At 74.7% G+C, this 16,034-nt stretch carries 18 protein-coding genes and 1 pseudogene; 7 read left to right on the top strand and 12 right to left on the bottom strand.

The window, feature by feature from the left end; translation table 11 throughout:
• Positions 1-120 precede the first annotated feature (120 nt).
• The 6 genes from NH602_RS05345 to NH602_RS05320 are packed head-to-tail and all read right to left on the bottom strand — an operon-like array spanning position 121 to position 6,637.
• Complete coding sequence (locus tag NH602_RS05345) at positions 121-1,278, bottom strand: acyl-CoA dehydrogenase family protein (protein WP_253067186.1); 1,158 nt, start codon at positions 1,276-1,278, stop codon at positions 121-123.
• A complete protein-coding gene (locus tag NH602_RS05340; RefSeq protein WP_253067185.1) occupies positions 1,275-2,069 on the bottom strand; it encodes an NAD(P)H-dependent oxidoreductase in 795 nt (264 codons plus the stop codon). The genes NH602_RS05345 and NH602_RS05340 overlap by 4 nt, the downstream gene beginning before the upstream one ends.
• The gene (locus NH602_RS05335; RefSeq protein ID WP_253067184.1) at positions 2,066-3,286 is read right to left on the bottom strand and encodes an acetyl-CoA C-acetyltransferase; all 1,221 of its coding nucleotides are present in this window, start codon (positions 3,284-3,286) and stop codon (positions 2,066-2,068) included. Before NH602_RS05335 ends, NH602_RS05340 begins: the two co-directional genes overlap by 4 nt.
• The gene (locus NH602_RS05330) at positions 3,283-4,926 is read right to left on the bottom strand and encodes an AMP-binding protein (RefSeq protein ID WP_253067183.1); all 1,644 of its coding nucleotides are present in this window, start codon (positions 4,924-4,926) and stop codon (positions 3,283-3,285) included. The genes NH602_RS05335 and NH602_RS05330 overlap by 4 nt, the downstream gene beginning before the upstream one ends.
• On the bottom strand, positions 4,923-5,744 hold the full coding sequence (locus NH602_RS05325; RefSeq protein ID WP_253067182.1) for an alpha/beta fold hydrolase: 822 nt from the start codon (positions 5,742-5,744) through the stop codon (positions 4,923-4,925). Before NH602_RS05325 ends, NH602_RS05330 begins: the two co-directional genes overlap by 4 nt.
• Positions 5,741-6,637: a hotdog domain-containing protein gene (locus NH602_RS05320; protein ID WP_253067181.1), complete on the bottom strand. Its 897-nt coding sequence runs from the start codon at positions 6,635-6,637 to the stop codon at positions 5,741-5,743. The genes NH602_RS05325 and NH602_RS05320 overlap by 4 nt, the downstream gene beginning before the upstream one ends.
• A 150-nt stretch (positions 6,638-6,787) precedes the next feature.
• On the opposite strand from NH602_RS05320, the gene NH602_RS05315 reads away from it, so the two are divergent.
• From NH602_RS05315 to NH602_RS05305, 3 genes are all read left to right on the top strand, one after another.
• On the top strand, positions 6,788-7,405 hold the full coding sequence (locus NH602_RS05315) for a TetR/AcrR family transcriptional regulator (RefSeq protein WP_253067180.1): 618 nt from the start codon (positions 6,788-6,790) through the stop codon (positions 7,403-7,405).
• Positions 7,406-7,558: 153 nt separating this feature from the next.
• The gene (locus NH602_RS05310) at positions 7,559-8,911 is read left to right on the top strand and encodes an MFS transporter (protein ID WP_253067179.1); all 1,353 of its coding nucleotides are present in this window, start codon (positions 7,559-7,561) and stop codon (positions 8,909-8,911) included.
• A gap of 200 nt (positions 8,912-9,111) precedes the next feature.
• Positions 9,112-9,618: a MarR family winged helix-turn-helix transcriptional regulator gene (locus NH602_RS05305; RefSeq protein WP_253067178.1), complete on the top strand. Its 507-nt coding sequence runs from the start codon at positions 9,112-9,114 to the stop codon at positions 9,616-9,618.
• 22 nt (positions 9,619-9,640) lie between these two features.
• Here NH602_RS05305 and NH602_RS05300 read toward each other — a convergent pair whose 3' ends face one another.
• Complete coding sequence (locus tag NH602_RS05300) at positions 9,641-9,892, bottom strand: hypothetical protein (protein ID WP_253067177.1); 252 nt, start codon at positions 9,890-9,892, stop codon at positions 9,641-9,643.
• A gap of 319 nt (positions 9,893-10,211) precedes the next feature.
• Here NH602_RS05300 and NH602_RS05295 point away from each other — a divergent pair, with 319 nt between their 5' ends.
• Entirely contained in the window at positions 10,212-10,625 is a 414-nt protein-coding gene (locus NH602_RS05295) for a hypothetical protein (RefSeq protein WP_253067176.1), read from the top strand.
• A complete protein-coding gene (locus tag NH602_RS05290) occupies positions 10,622-11,482 on the top strand; it encodes a MarR family transcriptional regulator (RefSeq protein WP_253067175.1) in 861 nt (286 codons plus the stop codon). Before NH602_RS05295 ends, NH602_RS05290 begins: the two co-directional genes overlap by 4 nt.
• Positions 11,483-11,523: 41 nt before the next feature.
• Here the strand turns inward: NH602_RS05290 and NH602_RS05285 are convergent, their stop codons facing one another.
• The 5 genes from NH602_RS05285 to NH602_RS05265 all read right to left on the bottom strand — a co-directional run bounded on the left by NH602_RS05285 (position 11,524) and on the right by NH602_RS05265 (position 14,137).
• Positions 11,524-11,712 carry a DUF2795 domain-containing protein gene (locus NH602_RS05285; RefSeq protein ID WP_253067174.1) on the bottom strand — a complete coding sequence of 63 codons (189 nt, stop codon included), beginning with the start codon at positions 11,710-11,712 and terminating at the stop codon, positions 11,524-11,526.
• A gap of 179 nt (positions 11,713-11,891) precedes the next feature.
• On the bottom strand, positions 11,892-12,086 hold the full coding sequence (locus tag NH602_RS05280) for a hypothetical protein (protein WP_251784538.1): 195 nt from the start codon (positions 12,084-12,086) through the stop codon (positions 11,892-11,894).
• A 118-nt stretch (positions 12,087-12,204) separates the two neighbouring features.
• The gene (locus NH602_RS05275) at positions 12,205-12,669 is read right to left on the bottom strand and encodes a cyclic nucleotide-binding/CBS domain-containing protein (RefSeq protein ID WP_253067173.1); all 465 of its coding nucleotides are present in this window, start codon (positions 12,667-12,669) and stop codon (positions 12,205-12,207) included.
• The gene (locus NH602_RS05270; protein WP_253067172.1) at positions 12,666-13,502 is read right to left on the bottom strand and encodes a universal stress protein; all 837 of its coding nucleotides are present in this window, start codon (positions 13,500-13,502) and stop codon (positions 12,666-12,668) included. The genes NH602_RS05275 and NH602_RS05270 overlap by 4 nt, the downstream gene beginning before the upstream one ends.
• A gap of 62 nt (positions 13,503-13,564) precedes the next feature.
• Entirely contained in the window at positions 13,565-14,137 is a 573-nt protein-coding gene (locus NH602_RS05265) for a hypothetical protein (protein WP_253067171.1), read from the bottom strand.
• Between the two features lie 190 nt (positions 14,138-14,327).
• On the opposite strand from NH602_RS05265, the gene NH602_RS05260 reads away from it, so the two are divergent.
• The gene (locus NH602_RS05260; protein ID WP_253067170.1) at positions 14,328-15,086 is read left to right on the top strand and encodes an STAS/SEC14 domain-containing protein; all 759 of its coding nucleotides are present in this window, start codon (positions 14,328-14,330) and stop codon (positions 15,084-15,086) included.
• A gap of 6 nt (positions 15,087-15,092) precedes the next feature.
• A pseudogene (locus NH602_RS05255) lies at positions 15,093-16,034 on the top strand (gluconate kinase); the annotation flags it as partial.

Raw genomic sequence — 16,034 nt, 5'->3', positions numbered from 1 at the left:
GCCCTGGCCCACCGCGCAGTCGGATGGCTAACCGGGCGTCGTGCAGCGGTGGGCGTGCCCCACCGATCCGGTTGCCGCGGCGGAGGGACGACGGGCTGTGTGTCTCAGGAGCGGTGCGTCTCAGGCACGGTCGGTCCTCCCCAGCAGAGCGTCGGAGATGATCCGCAGCTGGATCTCCGACGTCCCCTCGAAGATCTTGGTGAGCCGCGCGTCCCGCCAGTAGCGTTCGGCCGGGAAGTCCGTGGTGTAGCCGGCGCCACCGTGGATCTGCAGGCCCTCGCTGGTCACCCGCTCGGCCATCTCGGAGGCCACGAGCTTGACCATCGAGGCCTGCGTCGGGCTGGGCCGGCCGGCGTCGACCGCGGTGCACACCTGGTACATCAGGGCCCGCGCGGCCTCGACCTGCGCCGCCATGTCGGCGATCGTGAACCGCAGCGCCTGGTTGACGCCGATCGGGCGGCCGAACTGGACCCGCTCGCCGACGTAGGCGATCGAGTCCTCCAGCGCCCCGCGGGCCAGCCCGATCGCCCGGGCTGCGGTGTGGATGCGGGCGGTGTCCAGGTCGCCCATGGCGATCCGGAAGCCCTTGCCCGGTTCGCCGACGATCTCACTCGCCCAGGCGCCGTCGAAGGCGAGCTCCCAGGTCCTCCAGCCGTGGTAGCCGATCTTGCGGACCGGGGTGCCGGTGACGCCCTCGGGCAGGGTGCCCCGCTGCTTCGGCATCAGGAAGCAGGTCACCCCGCGCGAGCGGTGCGCCGGGTCGACGGGCTCGGTCCGCGCGAAGACCTGCAGATAGTCCGAGCCGTCGGCGAAGGTGCACCACATCTTCTGGCCGGTGATCCGCCAGCCCTCGCCGTCCGGGACGGCGCGGCAGCTCAGGTTCGCGACGTCGGACCCCGCCTCGGCCTCGGACAGCGCGAACGCGCTGAGGAACTCGCCGCGCGCCATCGCGGGCAGGTAACGGGCGCGCTGGTCGGCGTCGAACCCGGCGGTGAACTGCTGCCCGCGGGCGATCAGGCTGGCCACGCTCATCCAGGCGCGGGCCAGCTCCTCGACGATGATCGCGTACTCGGACAGGCCCAGGCCGAGCCCGCCGTACTCCTCCGGGATGAGGATGCCGAAGAAGCCCAGCTCGGCCATCTTCTCCCGCAGGGCCATCGGGATCTCGCCGTGCTCGGGGTCGAGCTCGTTGGCGACGGGCAGGACCTCCTTCATCGCGAAGTCGCGGGCCATCGCCTGGATCGCCAGGCGGTCCTCGGTGAGGAACGGTTCGGTCATCTCTCCGTCTCCGTGGGTCGATCGCGCAGGTGGATGCCGAGCCCGGCCCGGCCGGGGGCGAGGTGGTCGCGCAGGACGAGGTCGTCGTCGTAGTCCCCGCCGTTCTGCCTGCGGAACGGCAGCGGGGTCGTGTGCGGGACGGCGAGCACCCGCGCGCACAGCTCCCTCGCGGCCGTGGCGAACTCGTCGTCGGACACCCGGTTCGCGCCCGTGACGACGACGGGCGGCAGGACCTCGTAGCCGACGTAGAACAGGGTGCCGTGCTGCAGGGGGAAGAGCAGCTCGTCGAGGTGCCCGTGGACGCCGCGGGGTCCGAGGTCCGGGCCGCGCCCGCCGACCGTGGTCACCACCAGCGCCCGCTTGCCGGCGAGCGGACCCTCGCCGTAGCGCAGGGTGCGGCCGGGGTGGTCGGGATCGGTGACGCCGTAGGCGAAGCCCTTGAGGAACACGCGGTCGAACCAGCCCTTGAGGATCGCGGGCATGCCGTACCACCACAGCGGGAACTGGACGACGAGCGTGTCGGCGGCCGCGACCTTGTCCTGCTCGGCGCGCACGTCCGCGCTCAACGCACCGGCGGCGTAGGCCTGGGCCGACACCGGCCCGACCCGGAACCGCTCGTCCGGGTCGTGGCCGTAGTCCGCCGCCGTGACCACCGGGTTCCAGGCCATGGCGTGCAGGTCGGAGACGACGACCTCGTGCCCGGCCCGCTCGAGCGCGGCGACGCCCACGTCCTTCAGCGCGCCGTTCAGCGAGCGGGGCTCGGGGTGGGCGAGGACCCAGAGGATCCTCACGCGACGAGCTCGACGATCGCGGCGAGCCCCTGGCCGCCGCCCATGCACATCGTCTCCAGGCCGTAGCGGCTCCCGCGGCGGCGCATCTCGTACGCCAGGGTCGTGAGGATCCGGCAGCCGGTCGCCCCGGCCGGGTGACCGAGGGAGATCCCCGAGCCGTTCACGTTGAGCCGCGGCTCGTCCGAGGGGAGGCCCCATTCCCGCAGGCAGGCGATGACCTGGGCCGCGAACGCCTCGTTGACCTCGATCAGGTCGATGTCCGCCCACTCCAGCTCGGCGCGCCGGAGCGCCGTGGCGACCGCGGGCACCGGCCCGATCCCCATCGTCCGCGGCGGCACCCCGGCCAGCGCGGAGGTCACGATGCGGAGGAACGGGGTGAGGCCCAGCTCGGCCGCCCGCGCGGCGGTGGTCACCACACAGACCGACGCCCCGTCGCTCTGCCCGCAGGCGTTGCCCGCGGTCACCGTGGCGTCCGGGTCCTCGTGGCGGCGGACCGGCCGCAGCCGCGCCAGGTCGTCCTGGGTGAGACCGGCGCGCGGGTGCTCGTCGAGGGTCACCACGGTCTCCGGCGTGCGGCGGGTGCCGGGCACCGTGACCGGCACGATCTCCTCGGCGAACCGGCCCTCCTTCGTCGCCGCGACGGCCTTCTGCTGCGACCGGAGCGCGAACTCGTCCTGCTCGGTGCGGCTGATCGCGTACTCGGCGCGCAGGTTCTCGGCGGTCTCGAGCATGCCGCCGGGGACCGGGAAGTGCACCCCACCCGCGGTGGTGCGGCCCCGGGTGATCCGGTTGACCATCCGCAGCTCGTCGCCGCGGATCCCTTCCTGCAGGCCCAGCGCGTAGTACTCGGCCTGGCTCATCGCCTCGACACCGCCGGCGACGACCAGGTCCGCCCAGCCCTGCCCGACGGTGAGCGCCGCCTGGAGGACGGCCTGCAGCCCGGAGCCGCAGCGGCGGTCGAGCTGCATGCCGGCCACGCCGACGCCGAGGCCCGCGTTCAGGGCGGCGACCCGGCCGATGGCGGGCGCCTCGCTCGTCGGGTAGCAGTAGCCGAGCACGACGTCGTCGACGTCGCCCTCCCCCAGCCCGGTCCGGGCGATCAGCCCCCGCAGGGCCTGGGTGGCCAGGTCCGCGGCGGTCAGGGTGGCGAACACCCCGCCGTCGACGCCGACCGGCGTGCGCACCGGGTCGCAGACGACCACGTCGGACGGGCTCACGTCGGGACCTCCGTGCTGTACAGCCGCGCCGCGAGCTCGCGCAGCGCGGCGGCCTTGATCTTGGAACCGTTGGTGCCGACGGTGGTCGGCATCTGCTCGACGAGGTGCACGGAGTCGGGCACCTTGAACGTCGCGAGCGCCTGGGCACACCAGGCCCGCAGCGCGGCCGGGTCCGGGGTGGTGCCGGGCGCGGCCTCGACGAACGCGACGGCCCTGGTGTCCCCGTCCACGGTGACGCCGACGACCTTGCTCCGGGCCACGTCCGGGTGCTCGGCCAGGCGGATCTCGATCTCGGCGGGCTCCACGAGGAAGCCGCGCAGCCGGAACGAGTCGCCCATCCGGCCCGCGTAGTCGAACGCGCCGTCCGGGTGGACCGTGCCCAGGTCGCCGGAGCGGAACCAGCCGTCCTCGGTGAACGAGCGCGCGCGGATCGCACCGTCGGTGTCACCGAGGTAGCCGTCGACCACGGCGTAGCCGCGGAACTGCAGCTCGCCGGGCTCGCCCTCGGGCGGCGGCCCGCCCGTGACCGGGTCGACGGCGCGCACCTCGATGTCCGGGGACACGGGTCGACCGCCCGCCCGCCAGCGCGCGGGCGCCGGGTCGTGCTCGAGCCAGAACGACAGCAGCGAGAACAGCTCGCTGGAGCCGAAGATCCCCATGGTCGGGGTGCCGGTCTCCTTCTCGGCCCATTCCGCGACCTGGATCGACTTGCCGTAGAAGTCCCCGATGAGCAGGCGGCGGCACGCGGACAGGTCGCCGCCGTGGGCGCGGTGGCTCTCCATCAGCCGCCCGGCCACGTCGTCCGCGCAGGCCAGGTGCGTCACCCCGAACTCGCCCATGTGGGCCACGACCAGGTCGTCGTCGAACGTGGGCTCCAGCAGCGCCGCCCCGCCGGCGGCGATCGCGGCGAGCGCCGGGACGTAGCCGAAGACCCCGGACAGCGGCAGCACGACCAGGCTGACCGACTCCGCGTCCCAGCCGCCCGCGGCGGCGACGTTCCGGGCGTGGCTGGCCACGCCGCTGCCGAGGTGGGCGGCGAGCTTCGGCATACCCGTCGAGCCGGAGGTCGTGAACGCCACGGCCAGGGCGTCCCTGGTGCCGCGCAGCGCCTGCGGGTCGGCCGCACCCGACGGCGGGCTGGGCACCCAGGCCCCCGCGCCGACGTCGTAGGTCGCGGCGGCGGCCTGGTCCGCGGGCGGGCGGCCGGGTCCGGTCACGACGGCGATGCCGGGGGCGGGCACGTCCGCCTCGGCGACCGCCTCGCGCAGCCTCGCCCGCAGGTCCAGGCCGAGGAAGTCGTGGGCGATCAGCACCACCCGCGGCCGGGCCCGGTCCAGGACGTGCGCGACGTCCGCCACGCCGTAACGGGTGTTGATGCCGATGACGTGGGCGCCGAGCGCGGCCGCGGCGAACTGCGCCACCAGCGACTCGGACCAGTTCGGCAGCCATACGCCCACGCAGTCGCCCTCGCCGACGCCGTGGGCCCGCAGGTCCTCGCGCAACGTGAGGACGCGTGCGACCAGCTCCGCCCGGGTGACGCGGCGCGGCGCGGGCCCGCCGTCGATGACCACGGTGCTCACCGGGGCGGCCGCGGCGGTGTCGGCCAGCAGGTCGGCCAGGGTGGTCGTGTGGCCGGTCATGCGGCACCCCGGCTCTCGCGGGCGCCCAGCTCACCGAGCCAGCCGTGCAGGACGTCGGCGAAGCCCTCGACCTCCTCCATCGGGTAGTGCCCGATGCCCTCCAGCAGGGTGTAGCGGGAGTCCGGGATGAGCCCGGCGGCGCGCCGGACGTCCGCGGGGTCGAGCCACAGGTCGTCGTCCCCGACGACGAGGTGGGTCGGGCAGGCCACGCCGTCGAGCTCCGCCAGCACGTCGTGGGTGGCCCAGCCGATGAGGTCGCTGGTGGAGATCTCGGGGTCCTCGCGGCGGTGCATGCGCGCGATCAGCTCCGCCCGCTCGGCCGCCACCCGCCGCCCGACGACGGCGAGCGTGCCGAGGTAGGTCCGGTCCGAGCGGCTGGGCGCGGCCGAGTCGACCAGCTCGCGCTCCAGCCCGCGCACGCTCAGCATCGTCGAGTCGGTGCCGCCGTGCGCCGCCAGCGCGACGGCGCCGGCCAGGCGCTCGCCGCGGCGCACCGCGAGCTGCAGGGTGATGGCGCCCCCGATGGAACAACCCACCACGAAGGGCCGGTCCATCCCGAGCCGGTCCATGAGCTCCTCGCACCACTGGGCGTAGACACCCAGGTCCCGCACCGGGCCGCCGGGGGCGGGCTCCGAGCGACCGTGCCCCGGCAGGTCCGGGACCACCACCCGGTAGCCCAGCTCGGCGAGCCGCGGCTGGACCTCCCGCCACTGCACACCGTTCTGACCCGCCGTGTGCAGGCACAGCACCGGCCGCCCCGCGCCCTCCTCCAGCACGAAGGCGCGGGTCCCGCCCACCTCGACGTAGTCGGCCCTCATCGTGTCCCCTCCGTGCGGGCGAACGCCCGCGCCTCGTCGACCAGCGCGACGACCGCCGCGGTCAGCCGCAGGTACTCGTAGGCACTGCCCTCGACCTCGAACTCGTCGCGCAGGGTCCGCTCGGTGAAGTCGTTCCGCGGACCGGTCAGCAGCCCGGCCCACACGACGTCGGGCGCGGAGACGACGAACGTCGGCCCGTCCGGTGTGCGGGTCCCGGCCTCGAGCACCCGTCCCTTGTAGACACGGAACACCACCAGGTCGCCGCCGAGGCGCAGGCCGAGGGTGCCGTCCCAGGTGCCGGTGGCCCGGGTGAACGCGGCCGACCCGCCGAGCGCGGGGGCCAGTGCCCGCGCCCACTCCACGGACGGGAAGGACCGGCCGAGCCGGGCGCGGCGGTCGTCGACCGCCTCGCGCGCCGTGACCAGCGCAGCCGACCGGCCCACCTGCACGATCTCGTCGTGCTGGTTGCGGACCACCACGTGCCTGCCGACGACACCGTTGCGCAGTGCCGACGTGCGACGGGTGCGGGTCACCGTCATCTCGTAGGTGACCGAGTCGCCGACGTGGATCGGCGCCACGAAGTCCCAGTGCGTGTCGAACGCCGCCTCGACGTGCCCCGACAGGCCGCGCTCGTGGTGCCAGCCGAAGAAGCCGGCCAGGCCCAGCGGACCGTGGACCAGCGGGCGGCCGTCGGCCGACCGGCCGTGCTCGGTGTGCAGCGCGGCCCGGTCCCCGCTGACCTCGGCGAAGGCCGCGACCACCGCCGCGGAGAAGCTCCGTGCCGGGCCGGTGTAGACCTGCCCGACCTCGAAGTCCTCAAAGTGGGGCGCGGCCGCCCCTGCCCCGGGCCCACCGGCGTACACCGGCGACCCGGTGGTGGCACTGGTGCTCATCGACCGTCCTCTCCGACGGGCCGTCGCGATCGTCGTCCCCGACGCGCTCGCGACGACACGAACGAACGTTCTTACGCCTGCTATGCAATCAGCAGCTTCCCGGCCCGTCAAGAGCAGGAGCGCCGTAGCGGGTGCGCTACCGTGAGCGACATGAACGACCGTTCCCCGACCCTGGTCGCCGAGACGGGGCGGCGGAACGAGGCCGCGATCCTCAACGCCGCGATCCACGCCTTCGGCACCCAGGGCTTCAACGGCGCCTCGATGCGCGACGTGGCCCGCGGCGCCGAGACCAGCCTGTCCAACCTCTACAACTACTTCCCGTCGAAGTCGAAGCTGCTCGCCGCGGCGCTGCGACACGCCAACGCCGAGCTGCGCAGCCGCGTCCTGTCGGCCGTGGAGCTGGCCGGCGACGACGCCCCGTCCCGCATGCGCGAGGCGGTCCGCGCGCACGTCGGGTTCGTCGTCGAACACCAGACGGCGACCCTGGTGGCGACCAACGAGCTCCGCTACCTCGACCCCGAGGACCGCGCCGCACTGGTGGAGGACCGGGACGCCACCCAGGACGCCTTCGAGCGCATCGTCACCCAGGGCGTCGCCGACGGAGCCTTCCGCACGCCCTACGCCACCGACGCGGCACGCACGATCCTCGGTGCCGTCGCGGCGATCGCGAGCTGGTACCGCCCGGACGGCGCACTGGGCCGCGGCCAGCTCGCCGAGCAGTACGCGCGCTACGCCCTCGCCCTGCTCGAGGCCCCCCTCACGCACTGACGCCCGCCGCGGGGGGCGACCCGGCGAGATGCCTCTTGTCCGCTGTGACCCGAGTCGCTAGCGTCCTAAGAACGATCGTTCGTACTCGTGTCGGAGCTCCTCGTTCTCCGGCACCCTCACCGCCGCACCGTTGCGGCCTGGAGGTGGACCCGGATGGACCAGCACGCTCCCCCGAAGAAGATGGGCCGGCTCGCTGCCGCGGCGGTCTTCGCCACCGCGCTCGAATGGTTCGACTTCCTCATCTACGCCACGGCCGCCGCCCTCGTGTTCGGGCACCTGTTCTTCCCCTCGGTCAGCCCGGTGGCCGGCACCCTGGCCTCCTTCGCGACGTTCGCCGTCGGCTTCGTCGCGCGACCGCTCGGCGGCATCATCGCCGGGCACGTCGGCGACCGCTTCGGCCGCAAGCCCCCGCTGGTCGCCGCCATGCTGCTGATGGGCGTGGCGACGTTCGCGATCGGCGTCCTGCCCGGGTACGCGACCATCGGGATCTGGGCACCGATCCTGCTGGTGGTCGCCCGCCTGGTCCAGGGCCTGGGCGTCGGCGCCCAGTGGGGCGGCGCCGCGCTGCTGCTCACCGAGCACGCCCCGGTCGAACGGCGCGGGTTCTACGGGTCGCTCGTGCAGACCGGCGCCATCGCGGGAGCGGTCGCGGGCAACCTCTTCTTCCTCCTGCTGACCACCGTCCTGTCCGAGGAGCAGTTCATCGCCTGGGGTTGGCGCGTCCCGTTCCTCTCCGGCCTCGCCCTGGTCCTGATCGGCGCCTACGTGCAGCTCAAGATCGAGGACACCCCGGTGTTCCACGACCTGCAGCAACGGTCGGCGGAGTCCCGGCGCGACGCCGGACTGCGCAAGGCACCGCTCGTCCAGGCCGTGCGGCACTACTGGCGCGAGATCCTCCAGGCCGCGGGCGCGTTCTTCGTCGTCAACGCCACCTTCTACATCCTGATCAGCGGGATGCTGAGCTACGCCACCACACAGGTCGGCATGTCCCGGTCGGCGATCCTGTGGTGCGTCATGGGCGCGGGCCTGACACAGGTCGTGTCGATGCCGTTCTTCGGCGGTCTGACCGACCGGATGGGCTCGCGGAAGAAGCTCTACCTCACCGGCACGGTGCTGATGGCGGTCTGGGCCTTCCCGATGTTCCTGCTGATCGACACCGGCTCGCTGCCGCTGGTGTTCCTCGCCCTGCTGGTCGGGTTCACCATTCACGCGACGATGTACGGCCCCCAGGCCACCCTGTACGCCGAGATGTTCCCGGCGGACGTCCGCTACTCGGGTGCCTCGCTGGGCTACCAGTTCGCCTCGGTGTTCGCCGGCGGTCTCGCCCCGTTCATCATGACCGCGTTGCTGGCGGGCACGGGTGCCTCCTGGTCGGTCGCGCTCTACATCATCGCCACGTCCGTGGTCACCTTCGTCGCGGTGGTGACGCTGAAGGAGCGCTACCGCCGCGACCTCTACGAGACCTCCGACGCCGAGGCGGCCGGGACCGTCGCCACCCCGGGCTGAGCGCTCCGGCCGTCCCCACCGCCGCACCGGGATCGACCGGATGCCCCGCGGCGCCGCCTCGGCGACATCGGGCGCGTACGGACCCGACCACCCGGCGGGCGCCGGCCGCCACGGGCCGAAGGTCCCGCTCTTCCCTGCCGTCCGATCCTGACGCCCGTCCGTCGCGGTGGCCTAGCGTCGCCCCGGTCGGAAGGACGGCAATGGACCGGATGGCTGTGCAGCTGCGGAACGTCATCGTCGCCAGCGACGAGTACCGGCGCGCGGAGGCCGCCGCGCTCGGCGTCGGCCTCACCGAGTCCGCGGCCCTCGGCGAGCTCTACCACCGCGGGCCGCTGCCGCCCTCGGCACTGGTGACCCGGCTCGGCGTGGCGTCCGCGAGCGTCACCACGCTGCTGGACCGGCTGACCGCGGCCGGGCTGGCGCAGCGCATGCCGCACCCCACCGACCGGCGCAGCGTCCTCGTCGTGCTGACGCCGCGCGGCCGCCAGACGACCGCGGCGATGTTCGCCATGTTCACCGAGGACATCCTGCGCGCGGTGCACTCCGCGCAGCCGGAGCACGTCCGCGAGTTCACCGCCGTGCTGGCGCGGATCGCCGCGATGCTGCACCAGCGGGTCGCGGACCCGGCGACCGTCGCCCGGGACCTGACCCGGCGGGTGGCGGAGGGCGGGCCGGATTCGAGCACCCCGAGCACGGAACCCGTCTGACCCCGGACCCGCCACCCCGGGGTCAGACGGTCTCCCCCGCACCAGCGAGGCCGTCGACCAGCTGCACCAGGCGCACCAGCGGGCACGGGTGCCGCTCGGGACGGCCGGCGTGCACGGGGTGCTCGCACCGGCCCACGGGGTCGGACCGGTGCCCCTCCACCAGACGGTCGCAGATGAGCCGCCGGTCGGGTGAGGCCAGCAGCACGTCCGCCATGCCCAGCATCGCGCGCATCGGCGCGCCACCCGGGCTTCTGCAGATCATTCCCTCGGACATGGGAACCCCCTCTCGTCGTGGCCCACCGATGTTGCGGACCCCATCAGCGTAAACGGCGGGTGCCGCGATTCACGGTCCGATCGGAAACGATTTGTACGGCGACCGGATATCATGGCGTGAGTGCTACGACCGGCCGTTCGGCCGCGAGATCCGAATCGTGCCGGTCGGGCGGTCGCGGGACCTTCGGCCTGCCGATAGAGGATCGAAGTACCCTGGCCGGCAGGGCCTCGCCGGGCGTTCCGTCACCGTTCGGCGCGCGCACGGGAAACAAATCCGGCGTACGGGTTCCGACACACCCCGGTGGCGCTACCGTGATCCCATGAAAGGTGACGACAAATCAGCGACGGCGTGGCCGGACGGTCCGCACGAGTGGCCGACGTTCTCCGATGCGGCATTGCTGCAATGGCTCGACGGTCACGAGATCCGCGACACCGACCTGCTCGAATTCGGTGTGATCACGATCCGGTCCGACGACCGCGTCATCGGCTACAACCGGTACGAGTCCGGTCGGGCCGGTATCCGCGCGGAGCGGGTCCTGGGCCGGGACCTGTTCGTCGACGTCGCGCCGTGCCTGAACAATTTCATGGTCGCCGAGCGGTACCGGGCCGACGGCGACCTCGACGAGGAGCTGGACTACGTCTTCACCTTCCGCATGCGTCCGACCCCGGTCCGCCTGCGGCTGCTCGCGGCTGCCGGTGGGCACCGCCGTTACCTGGCGATCAGGCCGCGATGACCGCGGCCGGCCCGCCGCCCGACGCGGCGGCCGAGCTCGAGGACCTGCTGCAGTTCTTCTACCAGTGTCCCGTCGGCCTGGTCGGCGCCCACGACGACGGACGGGTGCGCCGGGTCAACCCGGCCGCCGTCCGGATGCTCGCCCCCGTACTGCGGCCCGGCGAGGACCTGGACCGGCTCCATCCCCTGCTCGACCGGCTCGCCCCCGGGCTGTCGGCGATGCTGACCACCCGGCCCGACCGGCTCGGGCCGCTGCACCCCGGGACCCGCGTCGTCGTGACCGTCCCGCCGGACGGGGGCTCGCAGGTGGAGCTGCGCTTCGTCCGCGTCGCCGCCGACCACGTCATGGTGGTCACCGCCGACGTCACGGTCGAGCAGCGGCTCGCCCATCGCACCCTGAGGCTGGCCGCACGCCTGCGCGACGTCATCGCGGCCACCGAGGCCTACCGGGAGGCCGCGGCCGAGGTCCTCGGCGTCGGGGCCAGCGGAGTGGGCGTCCTGGAGGAGCTGGTCCTGCGCGGCCCGCGCACACCGAGCGCGATCTCCCGCCGGGTCGGGCTGTCCTCCTCCAGCGTCACGGCCGTGGTCGACCAGCTCGAGTCGGCGGGACTCGTCGAGCGGGTCGCCAACCCGGCGGACCGCCGCAGCACGCTGGTGACCCTCGCCCCCGGTGCCTCCGACCGGGTCCGTCCCGTGCTCGACCTGCTCGTCAGCGGCATCGACCGGGTGGCCGAGGGCGCCTCGGCCCATGCCCAGGACGTGGCGGTCACGCTGGAGGCCGTCACCTCGGCGCTGCGCAGCCGCACGGCCGTGCGCGGCCGACAGGTGCCGCGCCCCGTCCGGCCGACGGACGGCTGACGGCCCTCCGCCCGGGTGGGTCGGTGCCGGTGCCGACGCCGTCACCGGATCCGACGGCGCGGGCGGACGGTCCGGACGGCGCGGACCACCGCGTCGAGGTCGGCGTACCGGCCGGAGGGCAGCTCGGCCAGGAGCCGGCGCAGTACACCGGGCGCGCCCCAGGCGTCGGCCTCGGCCAGCACCTGCCAGCGCTGGGCGGGAAACGTCAGACCGGCCAGCACGGGACCCACGGAGCGGAGCAGGACCTCCGGCGGCTGCGGCGGCACCCGCCGGCCCGACGGCCGCGCCGGGGCCGCCGAGGCCGCCGGGGGGCACGGGACAGCGGGCGCACCGTCCGGGAGCTCTCCGGGCACGACGAGGCGCAGCCCGCGACCCGTTCCCCGGGCGACCGGCCGGAGGTCGGTCGCGGTCATGCGGCCGCCCCGCCGTCCGGTCCGAACTGCTCGCCGGTGCAGGTCGGGTCGTCGCGCAGGTGCCGGTAGCTGCGGCCGGGGCGCAGCAGCGGTCGCCCCGGCTCCGGGTGGGCGGCGACGAGGCAGGCCCGGTCCGGGGGGATCGGGGTCCAGCATCGCTCGCACAGACGGATCTCGAGTTCCTTGCGCACGGGCACCTCCGGCCTCGCTCCCCCGCCGGTCGGGAGGGCGGTCCCAGGGTGGCCGTCGGCGGGGCCCGCCGTCGTGGGCCGGGTGGAGCAGTTCCGCGGGAGATGTCGGCGACGCGGACTACGCGGCTCCGGTGCCTCTCGGGACCGGAGAATCACCGGTCCCGTCGTTCCCCGCCCCGTGTTCCTCCAGGACGGCGGCCAGGACGTCGCGGATCGACACGATCCCCGCGGGGCTCCCGTCCCGGGTGGCCAGCAGGTGCCGGATGCCCGCCTCGAGCATCACCTCGGCGGCCGTCGTGACCGCGGCGGAGACGTCCACCGAGACGATCTCGGTCGTCATCGCGTCCTCGACGATCGTGTCGTCGGGGTCGAGACCCTCGGCGACCGCCGCCACCAGGTCGCGTTCGGAGACGATGCCGACCGCCGAGCGCCGACGCACGACGAGCAGGACGCCGATCTCGTCGGCGGCCAGGTCACGGGCGGCGTCGCGCAGGCTCCGGTCCCACTCGACCTCGTCCACCGGGGACCGCAGGACACTGCGGACCGCCGGGCCACGGGGCGGCCCCGTCGTCGTGGCGCTCACCGGTCACCGTCCGCGCGCACGACGGCCAGCGGGCACGGCAGCTCGTAGAGCAGGGCCTGGCTCGTCGAGCCGTGCAGCAGCCCGGTCAGTCCGGACCGCCCCGACGACCCGACGACGAGCAGCTGTGCGGTGCCCGCCCGGGCCAGCAGCGCCGCCCGCGCGGGACCGTGCACGACGATCCGGCGGACGGGGACGTCGGGGTACTTCTCGGTCCAGCCGGCGAGGGCCTCGGCCAGTACGCGTTCCTGCGCCTGCTCCGCCTCGACGCGGCCGAACCCGCCCCCGCGGTCGTCCACCCGGTCACCACCCGCGTCCTGCCAGGCGTGCACGGCGACGAGCGCGGCCCCCGTGGCCGCGGCGTGGTCGAAGGCGAAGGCGAGGGCGGCCTCGCTGAGTTCGGAACCGTCCACCCCGACCACGACCGCACCGGCGGTCCGGGTGGGACCGCGGCGGGGCGGGACGGCCACCACCGGGCAGGGCGCTGACGCCGTCAGGGCCGCGGCCGTGCTCCATCCGAAGGCCTCCAGGGGCTCACCGGTGTGCGGGGCCAGGACGAGCATCACGGCGTCGCGGCTCTGGTCGCGCAGGACCGCGACCGGGTCCCCGGTCAGTGCCCGGCTCTGCACCTCCACCGCGGGCGCGACGATCCGGGCGTGCTCGGCCGCCGCGCTCACCGCGTCCGCACCGGCCCGGTCGAACCGCCGCCCCTGCGCGTGCAGCAGGCGCAGCGGGAGGTGCCGGCTCCCGGCGGCCACCGCGGCCCAGGTGACCGCAGTGCGGTCGCGCGGTGAGCCGTCGACGCCGACGGCGAGGAAGGATCGGGGTGCACTCATGGTCTCCTCCGTGTGGTCCGGTGTGGTCCGGTGGTGTGGGCCCCGGATGCGTCCGCCCGCGTTCACTGCCGCGCGCGCCCGGTCCAGACCGGTTCCACGCGCGCCCAGTCCTCCTCCCACGCCTGCGCGAAACGCCGGCCGGTCCACCGGTAGAGCCCGGCGCCGAGCCCCAGGACCGTCGCCCCGGCCGTGATCGCGACGAGGACGCCGGCGATGACCGCCGCGGCGACCGCGTCGGCCGCGGTGACCGGTGCCGGCACCAGCCGGTCGTCGGCCGTCGTCCAGACCCGGACCCGGTCGCCCGCGTCGCCGGGCAGCTCCGTGCGGGTGGTACCGGTGTGCGGGAGGCCGTCGTGTCCGGTCCATCGGACCGTGGCGGGGTAGGGCTGCCCGGAGACCCGGCTCCCGCTCGCCGCGATGTCGTACACCAGCACCGCCTCGGTCGCCGTCCGCTGCCGGGCCTCGGCCCGCGCCCGGTCGGTCGTCGCCCCGTGCACGCTCGTGACGGCCGCCCAGCACCCGGCCGCCGCCAGCACGAGCAGGACCGCCAGCAGCACGGTGCCGGCGTCCTCCAGGTGCTGGGCCCGCCGGCGGGTCCGGTCCGCCGTGGACGCCGTGTGCAGGCCCTTCGCCATCGGGCCACCTCCCCGTGTCGTCCCCGCGAACAGCGTGGTCCGGCGGGGCGCACACCGGGCAGGGCCGGGCCGCCCGTCCCGGCGGGGCATCGGTCATGGCCGGTACGGGACCTTCGGTACTGCTCCGGGCCGGGCGCGACGGACACCGTGGTGGTACGGCCCCGCGGGGCGGCACCACGAGGAGGACCCCATGATCTCGACCATCGACGGGCTCCCGCCGGGCATCGACGGCGTCCGCGTGTCCGGCACCGTCACCCGTGCCGACTACGACGACGTCGTCGCACCGCTGGTCGCGGCGGCGGCGGCCACCGGTCGACGGCTGCGGGTGGTCGCGGTGCTCGACGACTCCTTCACCGGCATCACACCCGACGCGGTGTGGGAGGACCTCGAGCTCGGCATGCGCGCGCTGCCGCTGTTCGACGGGTGCGCGGTCGTCAGCGACCGGGAGTCCGTCCGGATCGCCTGCCGCGTCGCGGCCGTCGTGGCGCCGTACTCGCTGGCGGTGTTCCCCGAGGCGCAGCAGGACAGCGCCGTGAGCTGGCTGGTGGGCCTGCCGGCCGCCGGCTTCGCGATCGACCTGCGCCCGGACGACGGCATCGCGGTCGTACGCGTCGACCGCCCGCTGCGGGCCGCCGACTTCGATCGGCTGACCCGGGAGATCGAGTCCTGGAGCGCCGCCCACGGCGAGCTCGGCGGGCTGGTGCTGGTGGCGCCCTCGTTCCCGGGCTGGGAGAACGTCGAGGGCATGGTCCGGCACCTCACGTTCCTGCTGCGGGAGCACCGGCGCGTGCACCGGATCGCGCTCGCCGTCGACGGACTGCTCCCCACCGTCGCCCCGGCCCTGGCCGGAGCGGTGCTGCACCCGGCCGTGAAGCACTTCGCCCACCGCGACGTCGAGGCCGCGATCGCCTGGGCGGCTGCCGGGCAGCCGGCCGCGGTGGAGTCCTGACACCCGGTGAGCACCGAGCCGGCCGGGATCCGGGAGACCCACACCGGTCTGGTCGTCCTCGCCGGGGACCGGGCGTACAAGGTCAAGAAGGCGGTGCGGACGCCGTACTGCGACTTCGGCAGTGCCGCGCTCCGGCGGCGGGCGCTGGCCCGCGAGCTGGAGCTCAACCGGCGCTTCGCACCCGACGTCTACCTGGGTCTCGGGAGCTTCCGTTCACCGGACGGCGCAACCCCGGAGCCCGTCCTGGTCATGCGGCGGATGCCGGCGGACCGGAGCCTGACCGCTGCGCTGTCGTGCGCCGGCCCGGAAGAGCGCGACGAGCTGGTCCGCTCGGTGGCCCGCGCGGTGGCCGACGCCCACCGGCGCGCACCGCGCGGCGACCCCGGCCGGGCCGGGCCGGCAGCGCTCGCGGCGCGCTGGTCGGCCAACCTCACCGAGCTCGGCGAGCTCACCGCCGACCGGGCGGTGCAGGAGCGGCTGGCCCCGATGCGGACGCTGGCCCGGGACTACCTGACCGGGCGCACCGAGCTGTTCGGGCTCCGCGAGACCCGGGTGGTCGACGGGCACGGGGACCTGCTCGCCGACGACGTGTACTGCCTCGACGACGGCCCGCGGCTGCTGGACTGCCTCGACTTCGACGACGACCTGCGCCAGGTCGACGTGCTCGACGACGTGGCGACCCTGGCCATGGACCTCGACCACCACGGCATGCCCGGGGCGGCCCGGGCACTCGTCGACGGGTACCGGCGGTGCACCGGCGACGACGCGCCGGACTCGCTGCTCCACCACTTCGTGGCCTACCGGGCCGTCGTCCGCGCCAAGGTCGCGGCGCTGCGGGGCCGCCAGGGCGCCGCCGGCGCGGCCGCCGAGGTCGACGCCCTGTCGACGCTCGCGCTGCGCGGGCTGCAGGCGGGTGCGGTGCGGCTGGCTCTGGTCGGTGGGCCGCCC

This window comes from Pseudonocardia sp. McavD-2-B (genome assembly GCF_024124365.1).
GTDB lineage: Bacteria > Actinomycetota > Actinomycetes > Mycobacteriales > Pseudonocardiaceae > Pseudonocardia > Pseudonocardia alni.
Note: the sequence above shows the minus strand (reverse complement) of the source record. Positions and strands in the feature narration are given on the sequence as shown.